This is a genomic window from Treponema vincentii (genome assembly GCF_010365865.1).
GTDB lineage: Bacteria > Spirochaetota > Spirochaetia > Treponematales > Treponemataceae > Treponema.
Genome location: NZ_CP048020.1, coordinates 1,414,709 through 1,434,678, shown reverse-complemented (window position 1 = coordinate 1,434,678; position 19,970 = coordinate 1,414,709). Strand labels below are relative to the sequence as shown.

General features: G+C 42.4%; 16 protein-coding genes. 6 read left to right on the top strand and 10 right to left on the bottom strand.

Annotated features, from left to right (window positions below):
* Positions 1 to 55 precede the first annotated feature (55 nt).
* A complete protein-coding gene (locus tag GWP43_RS06780) occupies positions 56 to 1,783 on the top strand; it encodes a YifB family Mg chelatase-like AAA ATPase (protein ID WP_162663528.1) in 1,728 nt (575 codons plus the stop codon).
* Positions 1,784 to 1,963: 180 nt separating this feature from the next.
* Here the strand turns inward: GWP43_RS06780 and pbpC are convergent, their stop codons facing one another.
* Entirely contained in the window at positions 1,964 to 4,285 is a 2,322-nt protein-coding gene (pbpC, locus tag GWP43_RS06775; RefSeq protein WP_162663527.1) for a penicillin-binding protein 1C, read from the bottom strand.
* A 149-nt stretch (positions 4,286 to 4,434) separates the two neighbouring features.
* The gene (locus GWP43_RS06770) at positions 4,435 to 4,776 is read right to left on the bottom strand and encodes a hypothetical protein (protein ID WP_230978128.1); all 342 of its coding nucleotides are present in this window, start codon (positions 4,774 to 4,776) and stop codon (positions 4,435 to 4,437) included.
* A 387-nt stretch (positions 4,777 to 5,163) separates the two neighbouring features.
* Between GWP43_RS06770 and GWP43_RS06765 the strand changes: the two genes are divergently transcribed.
* Positions 5,164 to 5,829, top strand: a complete 666-nt coding sequence (locus tag GWP43_RS06765) for a DUF4272 domain-containing protein (RefSeq protein WP_162663526.1) — start codon at positions 5,164 to 5,166, stop codon at positions 5,827 to 5,829.
* Positions 5,830 to 5,887: 58 nt separating this feature from the next.
* Here the strand turns inward: GWP43_RS06765 and GWP43_RS06760 are convergent, their stop codons facing one another.
* The 8 genes from GWP43_RS06760 to GWP43_RS06725 form a co-directional block, all read right to left on the bottom strand.
* Complete coding sequence (locus GWP43_RS06760; protein WP_162663525.1) at positions 5,888 to 7,597, bottom strand: ABC transporter ATP-binding protein; 1,710 nt, start codon at positions 7,595 to 7,597, stop codon at positions 5,888 to 5,890.
* A complete protein-coding gene (locus GWP43_RS06755; RefSeq protein ID WP_162663524.1) occupies positions 7,590 to 9,383 on the bottom strand; it encodes an ABC transporter ATP-binding protein in 1,794 nt (597 codons plus the stop codon). Before GWP43_RS06755 ends, GWP43_RS06760 begins: the two co-directional genes overlap by 8 nt.
* Positions 9,384 to 9,408: 25 nt before the next feature.
* Positions 9,409 to 11,259 (bottom strand): ABC transporter ATP-binding protein, encoded by a 1,851-nt coding sequence (locus GWP43_RS06750; RefSeq protein ID WP_162663523.1) that lies wholly within the window; start codon positions 11,257 to 11,259, stop codon positions 9,409 to 9,411.
* A gap of 1 nt (position 11,260) precedes the next feature.
* Positions 11,261 to 13,096 carry an ABC transporter ATP-binding protein gene (locus tag GWP43_RS06745; protein ID WP_230978127.1) on the bottom strand — a complete coding sequence of 612 codons (1,836 nt, stop codon included), beginning with the start codon at positions 13,094 to 13,096 and terminating at the stop codon, positions 11,261 to 11,263.
* A 108-nt stretch (positions 13,097 to 13,204) separates the two neighbouring features.
* Complete coding sequence (locus GWP43_RS06740; protein WP_162663522.1) at positions 13,205 to 13,774, bottom strand: TetR/AcrR family transcriptional regulator; 570 nt, start codon at positions 13,772 to 13,774, stop codon at positions 13,205 to 13,207.
* A gap of 137 nt (positions 13,775 to 13,911) precedes the next feature.
* A complete protein-coding gene (locus GWP43_RS06735; RefSeq protein WP_162663521.1) occupies positions 13,912 to 14,925 on the bottom strand; it encodes a hypothetical protein in 1,014 nt (337 codons plus the stop codon).
* A gap of 26 nt (positions 14,926 to 14,951) precedes the next feature.
* Positions 14,952 to 15,266: a hypothetical protein gene (locus GWP43_RS06730; protein WP_009216794.1), complete on the bottom strand. Its 315-nt coding sequence runs from the start codon at positions 15,264 to 15,266 to the stop codon at positions 14,952 to 14,954.
* A gap of 108 nt (positions 15,267 to 15,374) precedes the next feature.
* Positions 15,375 to 16,088 (bottom strand): DUF4241 domain-containing protein, encoded by a 714-nt coding sequence (locus GWP43_RS06725; RefSeq protein WP_162663520.1) that lies wholly within the window; start codon positions 16,086 to 16,088, stop codon positions 15,375 to 15,377.
* A gap of 275 nt (positions 16,089 to 16,363) precedes the next feature.
* Here GWP43_RS06725 and GWP43_RS06720 point away from each other — a divergent pair, with 275 nt between their 5' ends.
* The 4 genes from GWP43_RS06720 (at position 16,364) to GWP43_RS06705 (ending at position 19,756) form a co-directional block, all read left to right on the top strand.
* On the top strand, positions 16,364 to 16,819 hold the full coding sequence (locus tag GWP43_RS06720) for a DUF2004 domain-containing protein (protein ID WP_162663519.1): 456 nt from the start codon (positions 16,364 to 16,366) through the stop codon (positions 16,817 to 16,819).
* 70 nt (positions 16,820 to 16,889) lie between these two features.
* On the top strand, positions 16,890 to 17,426 hold the full coding sequence (locus GWP43_RS06715; RefSeq protein ID WP_162663518.1) for a DMP19 family protein: 537 nt from the start codon (positions 16,890 to 16,892) through the stop codon (positions 17,424 to 17,426).
* A 17-nt stretch (positions 17,427 to 17,443) separates the two neighbouring features.
* On the top strand, positions 17,444 to 18,238 hold the full coding sequence (locus GWP43_RS06710; protein WP_162663517.1) for a hypothetical protein: 795 nt from the start codon (positions 17,444 to 17,446) through the stop codon (positions 18,236 to 18,238).
* 24 nt (positions 18,239 to 18,262) lie between these two features.
* The gene (locus GWP43_RS06705) at positions 18,263 to 19,756 is read left to right on the top strand and encodes a gliding motility protein (RefSeq protein ID WP_162663516.1); all 1,494 of its coding nucleotides are present in this window, start codon (positions 18,263 to 18,265) and stop codon (positions 19,754 to 19,756) included.
* Positions 19,757 to 19,970: the final 214 nt, after the last annotated feature.

Sequence of the window (19,970 nt, the reverse complement as noted above, 5' to 3'; positions counted from 1 at the left end):
AGAAACTGCAACCATCGTGTTTTTTATGAGGCGGTGACAGGATGAGGAGCTGAACATGACTATTATGAGTTTTGCCTCCTTCGGCTATGAAGGAGAGATTATCAAGGTTGAAGCGGATTTGCGGCGCGGGCTGCCGATTGTCGATATTGTCGGACTGCCGGGTTCGGCGGTGAAGGAGGCGCGGGAACGGATGCGCGCTGCCATCGGTAATTCCGATTTACCTTTCCCGCAAGAACGGATACTGATCAATTTAAGCCCTGCCGATCAGAAAAAAGAAGGCAGCGGGTTTGACTTGCCAATTGCCCTTGCCGTATTGCAGGCAGACTGCGCGCTCGATATGCCGGTTATGGTAATCGGAGAGCTGGAACTATCGGGGAGGGTACGGCCGGTGCGGGGCGTATTGGGAGCTTTAATTTCAGGATCTGCCGCTGGGATTGAGTACTTTATCGTACCGAAAGAAAATGAAGCGGAAGCCCGTATCCAGCAGGGGGTGCACATATACGGTGTTGAAACGCTACGGGAAGCTTTGGAATGTCTCTATGCGATTGAAACGGAGCTACGTGCGGAAAAAGACTGCGAAACAAACACAGGCGAAAAAAACGGCGGCACACCGGCACAGGAGGCTATCGACCACACAGGCAACTCGATTTTCACAGCGGCTTCATGGTCGGAACCGAGTCAAGCGGATGCCGCGGCAAATACGGGTACGGGCGGCTTTTTCGAGGAGGTATACGGGCAAGGCGAGCTGGTACGAGCTTTGCACATCGCAGCGGCAGGCGGACACAGCGTGCTTGCCTACGGGCCGCCCGGCTGTGGTAAAACGCTTTCGATGCAGCGGTTTGCCAGCCTCCTTCCCGACCTAGACCCGAAAACGGCGGAAGAAGTTACCCATATTTACAGCATCGCAGGTCTTTTACCGAGTATGCGCGGTCATGATGTGCGGATTAAACGCCCACCGTTTAGAATGCCGCATCCGAATGCCAGCCTTGAAGGAATGATCGGCGGCGCCGGAAAATGTATGCCCGGGGAAATCTCCCTTGCGCACGGCGGAACCCTTTTTTTGGACGAAGCTGTGCAGTTTAAACAAACAGTGCTGCAAACGCTCCGTGCGCCGCTGGAGACGGGAACCGTCACTTTGAGCCGTGCCGGCAGGGCGACCACCTTCCCTGCCCGCTTCCAGTTGCTTATGGCGCTCAACTCATGTCCGTGCGGAAATCTCGGAGCCGACGGCAAAGTATGTACGTGTATGCCTGCCGTAGTTGAACAATACTGGAAAAAACTGACAGCACCGTTGATTGACCGCATCGACTTGCGGATTCCGGTGTTTCCGCCTCAATCATACGGGCTGCCGGAAAAGCCGTGTTACAATACCGCCGATATGCGCAAAAAAATCGCTGCTTCGGATAAAATACAACGAGAGCGGTACGCCGCATATCTGCATAAAGGATTAAACGGCGGAGCAGCGGGAACGCCTGTACACAACAAGGCGGTAAACTCCAGCCTCGCCGGTGCTGCGCAATCGGCAGCGCAGCTGTCTTACAAAAACGTACACCTGACTCCGTCTGCCCTGTCAGCAGTGTGCCCGCTAACCGGCGAGGCGGAGCGTATTTTTACCCATAATGCCGAAAAAAGAGAGCTTTCGGGAAGAGGCAGCCACGCAATTTTAAAGATTGCGCGCACCATTGCCGACCTCGCGCAGGAAGAAGTCATTGCGGCACCGCATATCGAAGAAGCGATCCGCCTCCGCGAATGGAGCTCATTTTTACCGTTTTTTATGCACTGAAAGGGTGATGAGGAGAGACGCCTGCACTTATTCCTGGGCATCTCTAAAAACTCAGGTATAGTTTTTAGAGATGCCCGACGAGTTTTACTTTAAGTCTTTATATTGTAATGACTTAAAGTAAAACATCGCAAGTAAATCTAAGGAAAACCTCTAAAAACTCAAGTTTTTAGAGGTTCCCTCCTATCCTGCGTCGAGGACTTCAAAGGTGCGGACACGGCGGGCGCCGAGCGAATCGGTTACGGTAAGAACATGGGTACCGATCTTAGGCCGAACGGTCATTGTGTGCGTTCCCTGCGTACCGCCGAGATATACGCCGTCGATATCCCAATAGATAACCGTACCGATATCACGCGCAGCCGCCTGCATAATCATGGCGCCCGCACTGCCGTCGATTTCTACCGGAATAACGATACGCGCTCCTTGCTCGGGGAAAAGGATTGCCAGTTGCGAAGGATGAGTACCTTGATGCCCCGCAACGAAGGGCGGCAGTTTTTTATACGTCGCTGCAAACCGGGTATAATAATACTCTACTGCCGGCGGCAGCACAAAGCGGTTTTGAATGAGCGGAAACCGGCCTTCGTATACTCCCGTCATGTCCGACATATCAGCCTGAAATCTCCCGTCAGGTGTAAACGATACGGCGGTGCAATACGGACAAACCGTACCCTGCGGTGCTTGAGCGGGACGAAAGCCCTTTACGGTACGGCTACAGTACCGTCCGGCAATATATCCTGAATCCGCACAGAAAGTTTCTTCCTTTAAACTTTCGGATGGCGCAGCAGGCCAATGGGCTGCGGGAAGGGAAGCAAAAATTTCAAACAATACCGGCGCTGCCGTGCGGATACTTTGGAGATCTTGTCTCCCCTGCCCTTCTGCATTGCCGAACCACACACCGACCGTATATGCTTCCGTAGTGCCGATAGCCCATCCGTCGCGGTTCCCGTTGCTGGTACCGGTTTTCCACGCGATTCTTTTGGAACCGGCAAAAACACGCCAGAGCGCTTCATCATCGGGACGCACCCCCTCGGTCAATGCTTTGAGCGTCAACCACGCAGCACCGGCCGATACGGGAAAGACATGTTCGCCGGAGTACCCGCTCCGGCTGCATGCGGCGTTCATAAGCTGTGCGTAGGCATATACCGCTTCGTAGAGCGTAATCTCACCGCCGCCGAGGATGAGCGGCAAGCCGTATTCGTCGGCAGACCGCGTAAAGGTGGTAAAACCGCACCGCTTCAGATAGTCGAGAAAATGACTGATCCCATATTCACGCAGCATTCTAACGGCGGGAATATTTAACGAGCGTGAAAGCGCTTCGGAAGCGGGAACGGCCCCGCGATAGAGCGGCACATTGTTATCGGGTTTATAGCTGCCGATACGAGTCGGAATGTCAATGACGAGTTGATCCGGTAATAACCGGCCGCTGTCCAGCATCGCCGCATAAAGGAACGGCTTTAACAAGCTGCCGGAACTTCTCCGCGCCTGCACAATATCTACTGCCGATGTAGTTCCATTCCGGCCATCAAGCCCCGTGTTACCGCAGTATGCGAGCACTTTTCCGGTAGCGGTTTCGATAATCAGCGCTGCAGCATTATCGATCCCTTTTCGGGAAAGTTCACGCGAATGCCGTTCCAGAATCCGGTGCAGATTTTTTTGCAGACCGGAATCCAGATCAGTGTAAAACCGTGCGGTATGGGGGTATTGCTTCTTTAACAATTCCAAATAATGGGGGGCGCCGGAAGGCAGCGGGTACGGCTTTTCAGGCAGCGGTTCCGCAAGCGAGAGTTCAAGGGTTTGCGCATCGATACGCCCCTTCGCATAAAGCTCTTGCAGCAATGTATTACGCTTTTTGAGCAAAACAGCTCTGTTTGCGCCCGGATGCACCAGCGAAGGTTGATTCGGCAGTACGGCAAGTGTTGCCGCCTCCGCCCATGTCAGCGAAGCCGGCGAACGGTTAAAATACCGCCAAGAAGCAGCCTCAATACCGATGACATTTCCCCCGAACGGCGCATGAGCGGCATACAGCGACAAGATTTTCGCCTTTCCCAACCGGATTTCCGCCATAACCGCGAGGAAAGATTCCCGACACTTTTGTCCGAATGTACGCGGCTTATTCCCTGCAAGCAGCCGCATGGTTTGCATCGTAAGCGTCGAGGCTCCCGAAACAATCCGTCCCGCCCGTATATTGGACACGGCCGCACGCACTATGGCAATCGGATCAACACCGAGATGATAATAAAAACGTTTATCCTCAAAAACGATCACCGCTTGAGCAAATTTATCGGGAACCTCGCCGGGCGAAAAACGCCACTGACCGTCCGAAGCAACCGATGCGCCGAGCAGGACATCCGTTTTATCATAGAGCGCATACGAATAGGGCACATTTTTCGGCACAATTTTCAAGGGAAATAAAAAAAGTGCGGCATACGTAAAAAAGACTGCCGTCAAAAATTTACCATATCGTATTTTTGTTTTATCCGATAAAGCCGATATTCTGCCGTTCATACCTTATTTTATCTTTTTTCTTGATCCTTTTTAAGAGGTTTTATCGATGCCTTCAATGTCTTGAGAAGACCATTTCGAGTATAATCGAAATTTCTATTGATTTTATTTAAATTTTCGACTATAATCGAAATTAAGCTGTATACGGCTTTTTACTCTTTGTAAGCTGATATCTCCTCCATTGCAACATCCAAAGAAGGTCGCCTTCTTCTCTTTTCTTTTGTTTCCTTTATAGAGCCAACCAAAACGACTCTGTGTCTTGGTATTTTTAATACGTAAGTTTTATACCAATAAGGTTGTGGTGTGGGAATCTTAATATTTACCGCTCCCTTTTTGATGAGAAATTCTTTATTTTTCCAATATAAAACGGCATGATCTTCATATAGTTCCAGCTGTGCTTCTTCCTCCTTGCTGCTCCAACATTTTGCAGCAATCCATGCCGGCAGCGACATAGCAATAGGAATTAAACCGAATATCACATAAACAGCATGCATGGGATGTTCTCTGAAATATACCGGTCCATCTTCCGGTCGGTCCTTTCTCAATACCGGAGAACGCAAGAAATGCATAAAAAGTCAAAAGCCCAACTATTACTCCGAATAACACCACAATATACAATACACCGGGTGAATATTTATTGCATTGAAATGTTATTCTTCTCATCATTTACAATTCCTTTTTTTAACGCTTTATTCCGTATACATTATCCGCTTTTCAGTGATAGAATTTATTTGAATAAAACTGCATCATATTTCGGTCTGTTTATCAAGTCAAATGTGCTAAGCTAACATTATACCATGTTGAAGGTGTTTTTCCAGTAGTTATCAATGAGTTCAGTTTTTGATATAATGGCAACGTAAGCAAAAAACAGGAGAACTATTATGTACATAAGACCTGAAGATCGGCGTGAAAAATCGAATGCAAAAATAAAGGGAATGGGCATTGCCTGTATGGAAGAACTGCCCTTGGTGGAATCCTCAAAAGAGGCAAAGCTTAAAAGCTTTGAAGAAATCTGCAACAGAGCCATCGCATGCCTTTTGTCAATTCAATTGGCCGAAGACATTCATAATGAGCAAGGGTATGAAGAATCGAAGGAACTGTTTTTACGTTTGCTTAAAAACTACGAAGTATCGGACTGCCTTTTGGAAAAAGAAAAACGGCTTTTTGACGGGGCATACAGTGAACAGGATGTCATCGATGTCTGCTGGACTTATGAAGCCTATTGGTCGCTTGTGTGGGCTTTGGGCTTGGTCGAAGATATTTCGTATCCGAACACCATCTGTGATGTGGAGAGAGCGATAAAACTGGTCGGCGATACCGATGGGAAAACTGCGTTTAAAGCACAATGTAAGTTACGCGGAATAGAAGAAATACTGGATATGCTCGATCTTCACTACCGTTACCATTGGGCAACGGAGGAAAAGCGGCTCCGCCCGGAAACGGAAATCAAGGACTTAAATCCCGATGTTTTGATGGAACGGCGGCGCGGACTTGAATGGCTTATTTCCGAAGAATCCGATTGGTTCGATATTTCGATGGATACGTAAGATACGGTTTCATTCCAACAAATCATTTAATCTTGTATATTCTTAAGCATTATCATAACTACACCTCATACTGTGCTTTCCACAGCCGAGCATAGTACCCATCTTTTTCCAAAAGTTCTCTATGCTTTCCTCTTTCAAGCAATTTTCCTTTTTGAAACACAAGAATTTGATCTGCCTTTTGAATAGTCCTTAAATGATGAGCGATCACTATGACCGTTCTGTTTTTTGCAAGTTCGGTAATACCATCCTGTATTAAAGCCTCATTTACGGGATCGACATTACTGGTCATCTCGTCGAGGATTAAAATCGGAGCGTCTTTTAAAAAGGCGCGTGCAATGGAAATTCGCTGTCTTTGCCCGCCGGATAAGAGACCTCCGTTTTCTCCAATATCCGTTTCATAGCCTTTCGGCAAGTTCATAATAAAATTATGTATCCTTGCTTTTTTTGCAGCTTCGATAATTTCTTCTTTCGTTGCTCCTTTTTTTCCTACTCGGATATTTTCCTCGATGGTGTTATCAAATAACTGAACATTTTGCATAACAATGCTGATGCGATCCAAAAGCTCATCGTAGGGAATATCCCGAATATCAATTCCGCCGAGCGTAATACTTCCGCTTTGTACATCGTAAAATCGCAAAAGCAAATTCGTAACCGTCGTCTTACCGCTTCCCGATTCTCCTACAAGCGCGGTCATCGTGTTCTCAGCAATGTCAAAACTTATATTTTCCATTTTGAACTTATCTTGTTGATATGCAAATTCGATATTTTCAAAAGCTATATCATTATGTTCCGGAATAATACCGTCCGCTTTATCAGGTATTATTTCTGCATATAAAATCCTTGAAAGCCGCTCATAACTGTCTACTGCCGAAACATAATACATATAGTGCTGTTCCATCGACGCAAAGGGCTTATAAAATTCCTTTGAAATAACGGCAAAGATGATAAAATTAAATACTTTCAAATTGCCGTTTATCACAAACATCACTCCAAATACAAGAAGCAGTAAATATCCCATATCAAGTAAAAAACCGAATACGGATAATTGTTTTGCCTTAAATCTTGAAGCAACCTTGCTTGTTTCTCCGAATTTTTTTGTTCTTTCTATCAGTTCACTATCCAGACTTTTGTTGTTGGAAAAACTCTTTAATACCGGTATCCCTCTAACATATTCAACAAATAAACTCACCATATCCAAAAGAGCGGAGTTGTTCTTATTTTCAATTTTCTGTGATCTTTTAATTGTCATAATTAAAAACGCAAGAGTAATAGGAACGGATACTGTCATTATCAGTGCAAGCCTTATATCAATACTTGCAAGACCGATACATACAACTGCCGCTATTAAAAAGTCCCCGAACATTCTTGACCACATATGTCCTACAACAAGGGACATAGTATCGACATCCTTATGAAGGATTGTGTTAATCTCACCGAGCCTTTCATTAGTATAGAATCCTAAGCTGAATTTTTTTAGTTTAATAATCATTCGCTCTCTAATCTGCTGAACAATATCAAATCCTGCGTTGTGCTTTTTCATATCCGCAATCATGTTACAGATGCCCTTAAATACAACAAGCAGTGCAATTGCGATAAAATAGGCATAGAGACTTTTTATACTCGTTCCGGCAAATATTTGAAACAAGATAGAAAAGACGATAACAATCATCGCTATGGAGCTTAACCCATAGAGAGCAAAGAATATACTTGATATAATCAAATCTCTTTTGCCGATCTTGGTAAGTAATTTTAACATTTCTCTAAACATTTTCTGCAACACTCTCCATACGCTCGCAGTCGGCTACGGTAGTCGCCTGTGAAAGACGTTGTTCCTCGTCTTTCACATTCCATCGGTCGACCTTATTCTGTGCTTCAACCATATCTTGATAGAAATCACATCTTTGCATTAACTCTTTGTGCTTTCCTGCATCAAGCACACGACCTTTATCCATAACAATAATTTGATCCGAATCTTTTATCGTATTCAGATGATGAGCAATGGTAATAACCGTTTTATCCTTACGTAAATCATCAATCGCTTCCCCGATTAATTTTTCATTTTCACTATCAACTGCGGCCATTGCTTCATCCAATATCAAAATCGGTGCATTTTTCAGTATCATCCTCGCAATGGAAATTCTCTGTTTTTCTCCGCCTGATAACTTGACACCCATTTCACCGACTTTTGTATCGTAGCCATTCGGTAAAGCAGAAATAAAATCGTGACATCGTGCTTTCTTTGCGGTTTCTATCACTTCTTCTTTTGTTGCTCCGACTTTACCGATAGCAATATTTTCAAAAATGCTTACATCAAAAAGAATAACCTCCTGCTGCACACTTCCGATAAGTTCTGCAATATTCTCCTGACTGTAATGTTTTATGTCTTTTCCACCTATCGTTATGTGTCCGCTGTCTGCATCCCAAAAGCCCATAAGCAAATTGGCTACGGTGCTCTTTCCGCAACCGCTTGCTCCGACAAAGGCATTCAAGCTGTTTTTCTTAAAAGTTAAATTGATATTTTTAAGCTCAAAACTGCCTTTACCATAAGCAAAATTCACATTTGAAAATTCTATATCGCCGCATTCCAAACCTTGTGCCATTTTTTTATTCGGAATCGGAACGGTTAAAATCTTTCCTATTTCTTTTAAGGCCTCCTTAAACACAATAGAAAAATGTTGCAAAGTAGCAGTCTTACTTATAGAGGCTGTAAATGCAGAGGACAAAATAATAGCAAGAATAAAATGAGGTGCTGTAATGTTTCCATGATAAAGAAATATACTTCCCAAAATCATAACAATAACTACGCCGATTTCCATGAATATATCAATGAGTCCCATTGGAATGGTAATTGCTCCCATACTCTTTTTCACCCAGTAAATATATTCTCTTGCCGTCTTTAGTGTCCGTTCACTCATCACTTCTTCTTTTGCAAAAGCTTTAATCACGGAAATATTTTTTACATATTCCATCAGTTCTTCTCTCATCTTACTTTCATGGTTGAAGTAGAGTGCAAAGTTTTTATTTATTGTTTTCTGCGAAAGAAGCTTTACCACATACATCAGCGGAACACCTGCAATCATGCCAAGTGCAAGACGCCAATCTACAAAAATCATTGCGATGAAGATGATAGCAGGAAGAAGCGTAACAGCCATTATTTCAGGTAATCCATGCGCAAGATATACTTCAACCTGCTCTACATCGTGTTGAACGATATTGGTAAGCTCTCCGGTATTATGCTCTTTGAAAAATCCCAAACTGAGTTTTTTCAGATGACCTATAATATCTAACCTTAGTTCCGTCAATTTTTTATATGCTTTTTCGTGAGCAACTTTCGTCGCATAATAATAAAACACCCCCTTTAGAATAAAGGAAGTGAGCATTGCAAGAAAAATATACTTCACCTTTGCCGCTGCTATATCTTGTGCAATCAATGAACTTATGAGATAAACGAGCAGTACCTGCGGTATTAAATCAAATAGTATCTTTAAAGAAAGCAATATATTTGAACTCACATTATTCCCGACTGCTTTTTTCCTCAGCTCTTTTTCTGTCATAAACAACTCCATTACAAATTACAAATTACAAATTCTTTGCGACTTCCCATCCGGCGGCTTTTTGTTGTTCTTGTATCATCTCAAAGTAGGTGCCGCGCTTTTGCATAAGTTCCGTATGAGTCCCTGTTTCTTCGATGCGGCCGTTTTTCAATACGATGATTTGATCTGCATTACGAATGGTGTTCAGCCGATGAGCGATGACAAAGACGGTTTTACCCTGCATCAGCGTATCCAAGGCGGCGTTGATTTTCCATTCGTTGTCGGCATCGAGTGAGGCAGTCGATTCGTCCAAAAGCACGATGGGTGCATTTTTTAAAAGAGCACGGGCAATAGCAATGCGCTGTCTTTCGCCGCCTGAAAGAGCAGCCCCGCCTTCCGCAAGCAGGGTGTTATATCCGTCGGGCAACTCGCTGATAAACTCATGACATTGAGCTGCCTGTGCCGCAGCGATAACCTCCGATTCCGAAGCATCGGGCTTTCCGATTTTAATATTATTGTAAATGGTGTCCGACAGTAAAATGCTGTCTTGAAATACCGCACTGACAGACTGCAAAAGCGTATCGGGTTCTGTTTCTTTTATATCCTTTCCGCCGATTTTAACCGTACCTTTTTGCGGATCCCAAAAGCGGGCTATCAAATTGGCAATCGTGGTTTTGCCTGAACCTGACGGGCCGATGAGAGCAGTTATCGTTCCCTGCTTTGCCTCAAAAGAAATAGAATGCAATACCGCTGTTTGTTTTGCACCGTCTATTTCCCGTTCGGCATTAGCTTCACCGCTTTGGTTTTGAAACGTATGGAACGGTTCTCGATAAGAAAATGAAACATCCTCAAAGGAAACGTCAAAAGGCTGTCTTTGTTCCTGCCTTGTTTCTTCCACCGTTGTGCCGGTATTTACCTTTGCAGTTCCAGCGGTTTGTAAACACGGTAGGGGTTGAGCCGTATACGCTTTTTGCACATGTTCCGCCGCAGGCTTTAAACCTTTTAGTAAACCGTATGCGTGTTCAAATGAAATTAATACCCCCGAAAGCGCAAGGCTCATCAACATAAAAGCGGTGAGTTTTTCGGGGCTGACCGATCCGCTCTTCAGAATATATACCGAAGATAAAAGAGCAAGCGGCAGTAAAAAATGAGCTGCTATAAAATAGACGGCAGCAGGCAGCGAAAGTTTTATTTCCGCTTTGATATTGGTTTTTCTTACCGTTTCCAACGACTGCAGCATTCTGTCAAATTTTTCTCCGGTTAGATTATACGCCTTAAACACTTTTATTCCTTTAATGTATTCCAGCACAATGGAAATCATACGAGCGGTGAGTCGATGCTTTTCATTTCCGAAATGTTCCGCCAAGCTGTTTCCCCAATGCAAAAACGGAACAAGCACAAGGAGCGTTATTGTTTGCGCTATCGCCAAGGAAACATCGATACAATACATACCGATTAAAATCAGCGCCGCCGTTACCGCAGTTTTTACCAGTGCGGGAAGCGTATGCGTAATGATCAGTTCAAAATTGGTAATATCTTTTACAAGGGTTTCCAAAAGAGCGCCTGAACTGTGCCGGTTAAAATAGCCGAGGCTTAACGCGCGATAGTGATTTGCCAAATCAAGCCGCATGTGCGCACATACTTCCGCCCCGCGAGCAAAGCAGAGGTAGTAACCCGTGCGGTAAATAATTAAACGGAACACCACCGCTCCCAAACAAACCAGCGAATAGGTAATGATAATTTCTCCGGTCAATGTGTTACGTACTAATCCTACCACCGTAAAATAGAGCATAATGTATAAGAGCATACCGCCCGCGGAATCAAGCGACATTAAAATAATCGGCAGCCTTAATGCTTTCCGTTTTTCTTTTAATATATGTGCAATCAGTTTTAACATATCAGTTTTCCTCCTTTACATTTATACTACCGTGGTTGAGAGCGAATATATACGTGCGCTGCATCTGTGCATACAAACCGTTTTTATTCATCAGTTCAGTATGGCTACCTTGTTCAGCGATGCTGCCTTTTTCAAAGACAAAAATAGTATCCGCATTTTTTATCGTGTGCAGACGGTGCGCAATCATAATGACCGTTTTTCCTTTGAGCAAATTTTGCAATGCGACTTGAATCTTATGTTCATTTTGAATGTCCGAATATGAAGTTGCTTCATCAAAAATGAGGATAGGCGCATTTTTAACTAACGCACGCGCAATAGAAATCCGTTGCCGCTCTCCGCCTGAAACCTTTATACCCTCTGTGCCGATTTTCGTTTCATAACCGTCGGGTAAACTCATAATAAAATCGTCAATTTGAGCTGCCTGTGCTGCCTTGCGTACTTCCTCCAAAGAAGCGTCACTTCCCATGCGGATATTTTCGAGCAGCGTGTCTTCCAATAAAAACACATCTTGAAATACAAACGAGGTAAGCGCCATAAGGTTCTCCGTTTGCAGTTCCGTAACGGGAATACCGCCGATAGAAATAGTGCCCGCAGAGCTATCCCAATATCGTCCGATAAGCTGGGCGGCGGTGGTCTTGCCTGCACCGGAAGCTCCGACAAAGGCGTTGACGGTTCCCGCCTTTACACATAGCGAAACATCATTTAAAGCATTCCGTCCGTCTTCTCCATACGAAAATGAAACACCGTCAAACCGGACATCATAACGGCCGTTTAGCGGAAGCGTTTTTGTTCCGCTTTTCATCTGCGGCTCTTCCAAAATTTTTTTAACCGCTGCAAGTCCGCCGCCGAGTTCCATCGACTGCATAGCAATCGTAACCGAATTTAAAAACGATGTATAAAAGCACACCGTCAAAAGAATAAAAATCAAAAAAGAAGAAACCGACAGTGAGCCTCTTACATAAAGGAACCCTCCTGCCGGCAGAGTGAATAAGATTGCCGAATCCAAAATAACCGATGCTGCCGAAAGCGGATTACACGAAGCGCTGCACATCTTTTTCCAGCAAACAGTATACGTCTGTAAAGCGGTTTTGTACTGTTGAAATTTTTCGGCTGTTACGCGGTACATCTTCATCACCGGCATTGCAGAAATATATTCCGTAGCCGATGCATTCAAGGCTTCCATATCCTTTGCAAAATCGTTCGCCAATCCCGAAAAATTACTTGCCGCTATCATCATCATCGGAGCGGCAATACCGAGCAGCATAGGAACGAGCATAACCAATGCCATAAGCCAATGGAGATGCAGCATAAATACAAACATCGCAAGGGGAACAACCGCCGCCTGCGTGAGTTCCAAAGTGCTGTGCGCTAAAAAAGCTTCCACTCTATCGATGTCATCGAACAGGGTTGTCTTGATTTTACCCGCTGCATTTTTTTGAAAGAAGCCTGCATTCAGGTACGAGATATGTTGCAAGACTTTTATCTTTACCGTATGCATCGTATTAAATGCCGCCGTGTGCGAACAAATTCCCGCAATCGACATCAACACTGCCTGTACCGCCGCTGCTGCAACACACATAACAGCCCAATGTAAAAGCGCTTCCGCACTCATCGACCGAGCAATAATCATTTCCAAAATCCGGTACACCGCAATGTACGGAACCAACGACAACATCGAGCCGATCGCTGCAAGTACCATACCCGTAGCCAACTTTCCTCGCTCCGCCTTAGCCAGCGTAAAAACATACGCCGCTCCAACTTGTTTATCCGTCATAGGCTTTTTCAATTCTTTTTCAGTCATTTCAAATAACTCCTTATCATCATCAAGTGTTAACATCCATGTCTTCAAAACTAAATAATATTGAATATATATTCAGTATTATAACCTAAAATAAGGAGCGGTTTGCCGCTCCTTCTCTTCCATTGTTTATGCCACAACTATGGGTTATAACGATTCAACTCCGTGATAATAACATCGGTTCATTAACGTGAACATTTCCATCGCCCATTCGTCGTTTTTATAATGGCGTGCAATTTCTAAAAGCCCCTCAACATAATTATTGGAAAGAATATGAAACAGTGCAGGATCATAGGAGCCATGCGCAAACTGCGCGGCTCCTTTTTCGATATGCAACTGCAGTCGTTCAACCCATCGGTTTTTTGCTCCGGCGTGTTTGGTGCCGGAACTTTTATCCATCAGAATGACGAGCTTTATATGATTTTTTAAAAGCCCGTGCACATATTCCGCGCCGATTTTTTCAAAACGTGTTGACGGCAGCCCCGACTCCATAGCTTCTTCTTTTTCCAGCGCATTCGTAAAATACTCGGTTATACCGGCAACAACCGTATCAAACAAAACTTCCTTATTCTTGAAATAAGTATAAATGAGTGCTACAGGAATATCAGCCTCATCTGCAATATCCGTCAGCTTGGCGCTTCTATAATCTTGTTCATAAAATATTTTTTCTGCTGCGGCGAGAATTCTATTTCTCACTTCTTCTTTCAATACTTGCATCTCAAAATCGCTTGTCTTTTTATCAAAATTGAATTTTAATTTAATATTAAAGAGAAGGATATTGTTTGTCAAGTCGACTATTGTAACGGCAAGGGATACGATAAGAGAGAGTACCGATACCTCCTCTCAAAAAGTACCTATACCGCCATTTTGCACAGGGCGATATGATTTATCTCATCGCTGATAAATACGTGATTATCCCAAATATCCATAATCCTGAATTTGGAATATCCTCTTGGGAATGTAATATCGAGAAGTTCCAGGTCAGACAATCTCAACAGTTTTTGGTTTCCTTTCCATTCATCTGTCTTGAAAATCGGGGATAGGATCAGATATTCTTTTTGGGCGCTGAATTTTCCCCTCAAGCCATGCTTTTGTGCAAGCTTTTCCAATTTTTCCTTTCCCCATATTTTCCTCTTGTAGATACCGTCTTGGGTGAGTTCGAGATACCAATAATATTTAAATTGTGATAAGCGGCAAGGATTTACCGTATCAGCTTCCACGAAGGCATAAATCGAATTATCTTTTATCATAAGGCTGCCTATCTGGGGATAGGAGTAACTAAAATCCATTTTGTGATGGATACCCTCTGCCCGTTCCAAGGATTGCATAAAATTGCTTCGGACTTTTTCATTTGTAAACACAGGGGTGAGTTGCTTGTCCCAGTGCAGCGTATGCGTCTCATTATCATAATGTAGAGAGGTAAAACTATTTGCGGCAAAGACCTCTCCGTCGACACGGCAAATAATCGGATAAACCCCCTTTTCGCCAAGTGTGGAAATCTCCGTGATATTCTCTGCGGCACACAGGTTTTCACTTACTACTTCGCACGGCTTCTGCTCGGGAGACGACACCCACCAGGCTTTTTTGTCTTCTCCGCTAATAACTAAAATATCGGAACCTGTATCCAACAAAACGGGCTTATTCCAGCTTTTCTTTTGTGCGGGAGACGGAATGAATGACCATCGCCCCGCCTTTATCCAAACGATACCGTAGCTCGTGCCGTCATCACCGTTGCCCCAGATAACAAATTCGTCTTTTCCTCGTGCAAAATGATTTTTTGCATTGATAGGAGCATATTGATATGCACCGTTGCTTAGCTCGAATCCTGTCGTCGTCCACTCTGAAATTTTATCTAATTTTACCTGCATAATTTTCTATCCTACACAATAAAGTTCTATCCTTGTCTTCTGTTTGTATTATTGTAAAATAATTTAGTCCGTTCTTTGGTCAGCAGCCCTTTGTCTGCAAGCTTGTTTACAAAGTTTTCTTCGTATCTTGCAAAATCTTCGGCACAGCCTATGTTTTCTGCAAGGAGTAAGAGGGCATTATCTATCGTTTCAGATTTCGGATTTCTGCCAAGTTCTACCTCGATATATTCACACAGTCTGTCGAGGGTCTCATAATGCTCTTTATCCGCCTTTTCGAAATTACCGCTCCAGTCTATCGAATCAAGCCTTTGTTTTAGCTGTAATAAATTAATATTATCCATATTTTTCGCTCTCTATACTGCTACCTTATGATCCGAATTTTTTCCAGTCCTTAACCGATTCGATAAATCGGTTGGGAAAGTTAGTTAATCAAATATACATCGCTATTTTTATCCGGCAAAAATATATTCGATGACAAGCTCACAGACAACATCGTTTTTATCGTAGCCGAAATATACCGGATATTTTCCATCACCGAAACCGCTTTGTATCATAGGAACGGTCAAGTCCGTTCCTTCTAACGGATAGTTAATCCAGTCCCCGCCGTCGCGTTGAAAGCGCGGATTTGCTGCATAACTCTTTTTGAACTCTTTTGCAAAATAATCGTCGTATATATTTTTGTCGGGATTTTCGTTTGCCCAACGGCTTTCAAAATCGCAATAGGCATCCCGTGTTTTTACATCGACAACCGTTGCAAGCCCTGCATCGACATTAAATCCGAAAAAACTTTCTCCATTGACGTCGTCCAAATCTTCATTGCCTATCAAGGCTTCACGATATACGGCAGCCTTTTCATCGGAAAATTTTACCCGTGTTGCAACATATCGGTAATGGTCTTCTTCTATTTCGACAACCAAAGTTTCTAATGGAAAAATTCCTGTAGGTACTTTTTGCAGATACGGCTCTTCGTTTTTGTCAAGGTAGACAAGCGGATCACGCACCAAAATATTTCCCGTAGGAAAATGCACGGTTCCCATCGGCAATATAAATAACTTTTTCCCATGTACTCCATCTTGAGAAAACAAGTTACCGTAATGCACCGGAGATACAAGCAGTTCCTTCACTTTTTCATATTTTTCAATCCATTCTTTTGTCGGTATCATATAAACCTCCACATAAAGATTAAATAATATAGTATTTATCAGTACCTGTGTCCACAGACAAAAGTTTCATTTTTTGATATACTTACAAAAAGGTTTTATTGGAGTCATGATAAACAGTTCGGCAGGAATTCAGCCTCACTGTTTATCTGCCGAGTTTGTCTTTCGACAAACGTCGCATTATTATATGTGCTTTTTAACTGCGTTACAAAAGCACGGAAAAAACTCTTTTCGCAAATTGATATTTGCTGCAAAAAGGTTTTATTGGAGATTAAGTTATGAAAAAAATGGAACATCAATATTTCGGTCAGTTGAATCTTGCGACAACAGATGATGTAGATGTAATTTGGGAAAAAGAGGTTCAGGGGATAGACACATGGCTTTGGCTCGGCAAAAATGTAGAACCGTCTACCGGCATACTCGACCTTTATGCACAGTTTCTTGAGAACATAGACGATAAAATAAAAGAAGCAAGAAAAGCGCTGATAACATATTTAAAAGATGACAGCTACTATATTGACTTTCATATTGAAGAATGCGGACTGGAAGATTTACCGAGTGATATTACCGAGTTTGTAACGAAAATGAAGATAACCAATATCGGCTTATGGATTGAAAGTGAAGGGCCGCATATCACAATGGATTTTATGATTGCGCCTGATGAAAGCGATGAAATACTCTGCGTAAAATTCGGTGAAGATGCAAAAATCATATCCATCGATTGGGAAAGTTAGCGGTTGGAAATGTCAATGTAAAAACCTTTTATTCGTGCCCCTGCAAAATTAAATATAAGGAGCTTGATATATGAAAACAATTAATGAAAATCTAACTGTAGAAGTTATTAAAGAAATGGGTGAGGAAATTGACCTTTATCGACTTACCAACCCGATGTGGTGGACCGTAAATATTTACGGAACTTATGAAGAGTATTTAAAATCGGCTAAAGATTTTACTGCGGAGCAGCGTTACTTATTAGCCTTGCAGTGGTATGCAGCGGAAACCGATAACGGCGGGCATCATCAACTATTTTTTAACTCCACCGGTATTGTGTGGAAAGATGCGTTGGAGGCTTTCAAACTTTTCGGCATAGATAATTTATATAATAACTTGCTGGAGGTGATAGAATTTTTTGGCGGAGATGTTTCTTTTGATAGGAAGCAGCGCTGGGATATGCTTTCAAAAGCGGAAGAAAAAGATGAAGAAGCTCTTTATGATTTTTTAGATAAGCATGACAGGTTCTTCTATGAAAACGAGGACTTTAGCGATAAGCTGACAGATTACATTAAGAATAATCCCGAGAAATTTGTCTTCATCGGCACTTACAAAACAGATGAGGATTAGAGAGAAAGCAACAAACTATGATTTATGCTAAATTTTATACTAAAAGCAAAGGTTGTTTAGAGGGCATTAACAGGAAACCAAGTGTCGAGATTGAAAAAATAATCAACAACCCCGAAGCTGATATTATCTATCAATCTCCTCATTCAAATAAGATTATTTGGGCTGCAAAACGGCTGGACGAAAATTGTGTACGCATAATGGCATTCGATAAAGCTGCAAACAAAATTGCTTCTATAAAAATGGAAGATGAATTGAGCGATTCAGATATAGCTTTTACAAGTTTAAATGAAAAAAATCGCATAGTAGTATCCTTTGCAGCAGGACAAGACGGTTCTCAAGATTATTGCATAGAATTAACTCAAAATGAGCTGAAAATAATATATAAGTTTCCGAAGAATTTATCGTATATGTTTAGCTTCGATAAATATGCTTTGCTTGCTGATTTTTATAGCTCAAACTTTTTTAAAATTTCCTCCTCCGATTTTACGCCGATTGCTGAAAAGACATATTCTTTATTTAAAGAAGATTCATTATCCAATGTACAGAAAATCAATGATAGGTTCGGAATATTTTGTACCACTGAAGGGAAGTGCTATGTATTTGATTTATCCGCACTTGAATTAATTGATGAGCTTATTATTGATTGTAAAATAGATGATTTAGAAAAAAATTGGGCTGTGAATGCATTATTTCAAACAAGGGATGAGATGATATTCCAATATTGCAATTATAAAAATGGGAAAGAAAGCATTGAATGGATCAGCGTAGATAAATTATATTTAGATAGGATTATCAAAGAACAAAAACTGTGATATAATTAAAAAAGGATAAATATTATGAAAGCTAAAACCGGCGATGTATACTGTGTGTATAATTCATATTTAAAAAAATATACTGCATGCCAAATAACCAAGATAGAGGAAGGTGAGAAAAAACCGAAAGCAGTGCTGCTCTGGTTAGATTGGTCGGGTGAACAGCCTCTCAAAGAGGAAGAATTACCTTTACTAAAGCCGCTTTATCAGGACTTTATGTACTGGAAACGTGGTCTGCATCTTTGTAATGTTGATGTCATGGTGCCTGCGAACCATATGTTAATCGGTAACATGCAGCCATTAACCGATGAAAGCACAAATACCTATGCAATGTCTTGGGGAAACGGATACGAAGTATATCGTCAACTTAAATGGCAGGAAATTCCTAAAGAGCAAAGAGATGCGTTTAAAAAAGCGGAGAGCAGTAAGGAAAAAATTATATTTGCCGGAAAAGAAAGACCGGTTTCCAAACATCGCATATATGATGATGTTCCTTTTGAAAATGTGCTGGAATTAAAGGCCTTTCCATGCTTATCCTATTTGGCATGTAAAAAATGGCATACCGGTTTATATGAATATTTACAATCATGTCCGTTTTTAGATGAGCTGGTACTTGAAAATCATCAGCAAAAAAGATTGGATTTTTCCAATACGCATTTACATCAGCTTTCCATTGATATGAACGGCGTGGAAGAACTGTATCTGAATAACGAATTGGAAGAACTTATTCTGTTAGGTGAAGTAACAAATAACTGTAAAATACATGCTGTTGAAAACGGAGCTTTATTACTTTTAACAGCAACTAAAATAGTGCCTAAAATACAGGGGCTAAAAGACTTGGGCAAACTGCATTGCTCAGAGATTACAGAACTTGATGTAGCCGAGATTTTAAAAGCATACCCGATGCTGAAGGAATTGCGGCTATGGGGAAAACCCGGTATTCTTTCTAACCTTTCTATGCTATTCCGATTTACAAAATTGGAGGGCTTTACCACGGTTGATTTATTCGGTTTTTCTGCCGAAGACATTCCGGAGCCGGAATGTTTACCTAACTTACATTGGTTTTGGATGAGCAGCCTGCCGGAAAATGCAGCCAAAAAAGCTAAACAGCTTTATAAAAAGAGAAAAGAAGAAGGGCTTGATCTTTGGATACAAAAGCCGCGAAAGCCGGAATGGTTGGCGCAGAACCTTGACAATCCGTTCCGCTCATGGGACGGACAAGAAAATATTTCTGCAGCGAATGCCAAGAAAGCAGCAGATGTATATAAAAAAACAAGAGCCGAAATTCTCAAATTGGAACAAAGCTCGCCGATCGAAGCTGCTCGGACTGCCGAAGCTTTGGTGAGGGCATACACTGAAGCCTTTAATAAGATGGACAAACGCAAATATTTTATTGAAACAGAGGAACGGGAGATTATCTATTGTGCCCTTGCAGAACTTTTAGATTTACTGCCACCTGAGTTATCTATCAATAAAGAGAAACTCTTGGAAATTTTTGACCTGACACGGGATTTTTAGGATTAAAAGATGTTTCCGAATTATTTGGACGGCGTAACTGTTTTAACGATTGCTTACTTAGCCGAGGATTCTGAAAATGAATTTGTAAAAAAGATATTCGCAAGGATAAATCAACAACCCCGACGCAAGCGTCGGGGTATTAAACCCTCCGCACGAATAAAGACTTCGAGAATCTTTCTCCCAAAGAACAGGAAGTGTTCACAGTAAATTTTCC

What these genes read in the sequence shown, in the direction of transcription:
- GWP43_RS06780 (WP_162663528.1), top strand. Translation starts at nt 56, where the DNA reads ATGACTATTATGAGTTTTGCCTCCTTCGGCTATGAAGGAGAGATTATC.
- pbpC (WP_162663527.1), bottom strand. Translation starts at nt 4,285, where the DNA reads ATGAACGGCAGAATATCGGCTTTATCGGATAAAACAAAAATACGATAT.
- GWP43_RS06770 (WP_230978128.1), bottom strand. Translation starts at nt 4,776, where the DNA reads ATGCATGCTGTTTATGTGATATTCGGTTTAATTCCTATTGCTATGTCG.
- GWP43_RS06765 (WP_162663526.1), top strand. Translation starts at nt 5,164, where the DNA reads ATGTACATAAGACCTGAAGATCGGCGTGAAAAATCGAATGCAAAAATA.
- GWP43_RS06760 (WP_162663525.1), bottom strand. Translation starts at nt 7,597, where the DNA reads ATGTTTAGAGAAATGTTAAAATTACTTACCAAGATCGGCAAAAGAGAT.
- GWP43_RS06755 (WP_162663524.1), bottom strand. Translation starts at nt 9,383, where the DNA reads ATGACAGAAAAAGAGCTGAGGAAAAAAGCAGTCGGGAATAATGTGAGT.
- GWP43_RS06750 (WP_162663523.1), bottom strand. Translation starts at nt 11,259, where the DNA reads ATGTTAAAACTGATTGCACATATATTAAAAGAAAAACGGAAAGCATTA.
- GWP43_RS06745 (WP_230978127.1), bottom strand. Translation starts at nt 13,096, where the DNA reads ATGTTAACACTTGATGATGATAAGGAGTTATTTGAAATGACTGAAAAA.
- GWP43_RS06740 (WP_162663522.1), bottom strand. Translation starts at nt 13,774, where the DNA reads ATGCAAGTATTGAAAGAAGAAGTGAGAAATAGAATTCTCGCCGCAGCA.
- GWP43_RS06735 (WP_162663521.1), bottom strand. Translation starts at nt 14,925, where the DNA reads ATGCAGGTAAAATTAGATAAAATTTCAGAGTGGACGACGACAGGATTC.
- GWP43_RS06730 (WP_009216794.1), bottom strand. Translation starts at nt 15,266, where the DNA reads ATGGATAATATTAATTTATTACAGCTAAAACAAAGGCTTGATTCGATA.
- GWP43_RS06725 (WP_162663520.1), bottom strand. Translation starts at nt 16,088, where the DNA reads ATGATACCGACAAAAGAATGGATTGAAAAATATGAAAAAGTGAAGGAA.
- GWP43_RS06720 (WP_162663519.1), top strand. Translation starts at nt 16,364, where the DNA reads ATGAAAAAAATGGAACATCAATATTTCGGTCAGTTGAATCTTGCGACA.
- GWP43_RS06715 (WP_162663518.1), top strand. Translation starts at nt 16,890, where the DNA reads ATGAAAACAATTAATGAAAATCTAACTGTAGAAGTTATTAAAGAAATG.
- GWP43_RS06710 (WP_162663517.1), top strand. Translation starts at nt 17,444, where the DNA reads ATGATTTATGCTAAATTTTATACTAAAAGCAAAGGTTGTTTAGAGGGC.
- GWP43_RS06705 (WP_162663516.1), top strand. Translation starts at nt 18,263, where the DNA reads ATGAAAGCTAAAACCGGCGATGTATACTGTGTGTATAATTCATATTTA.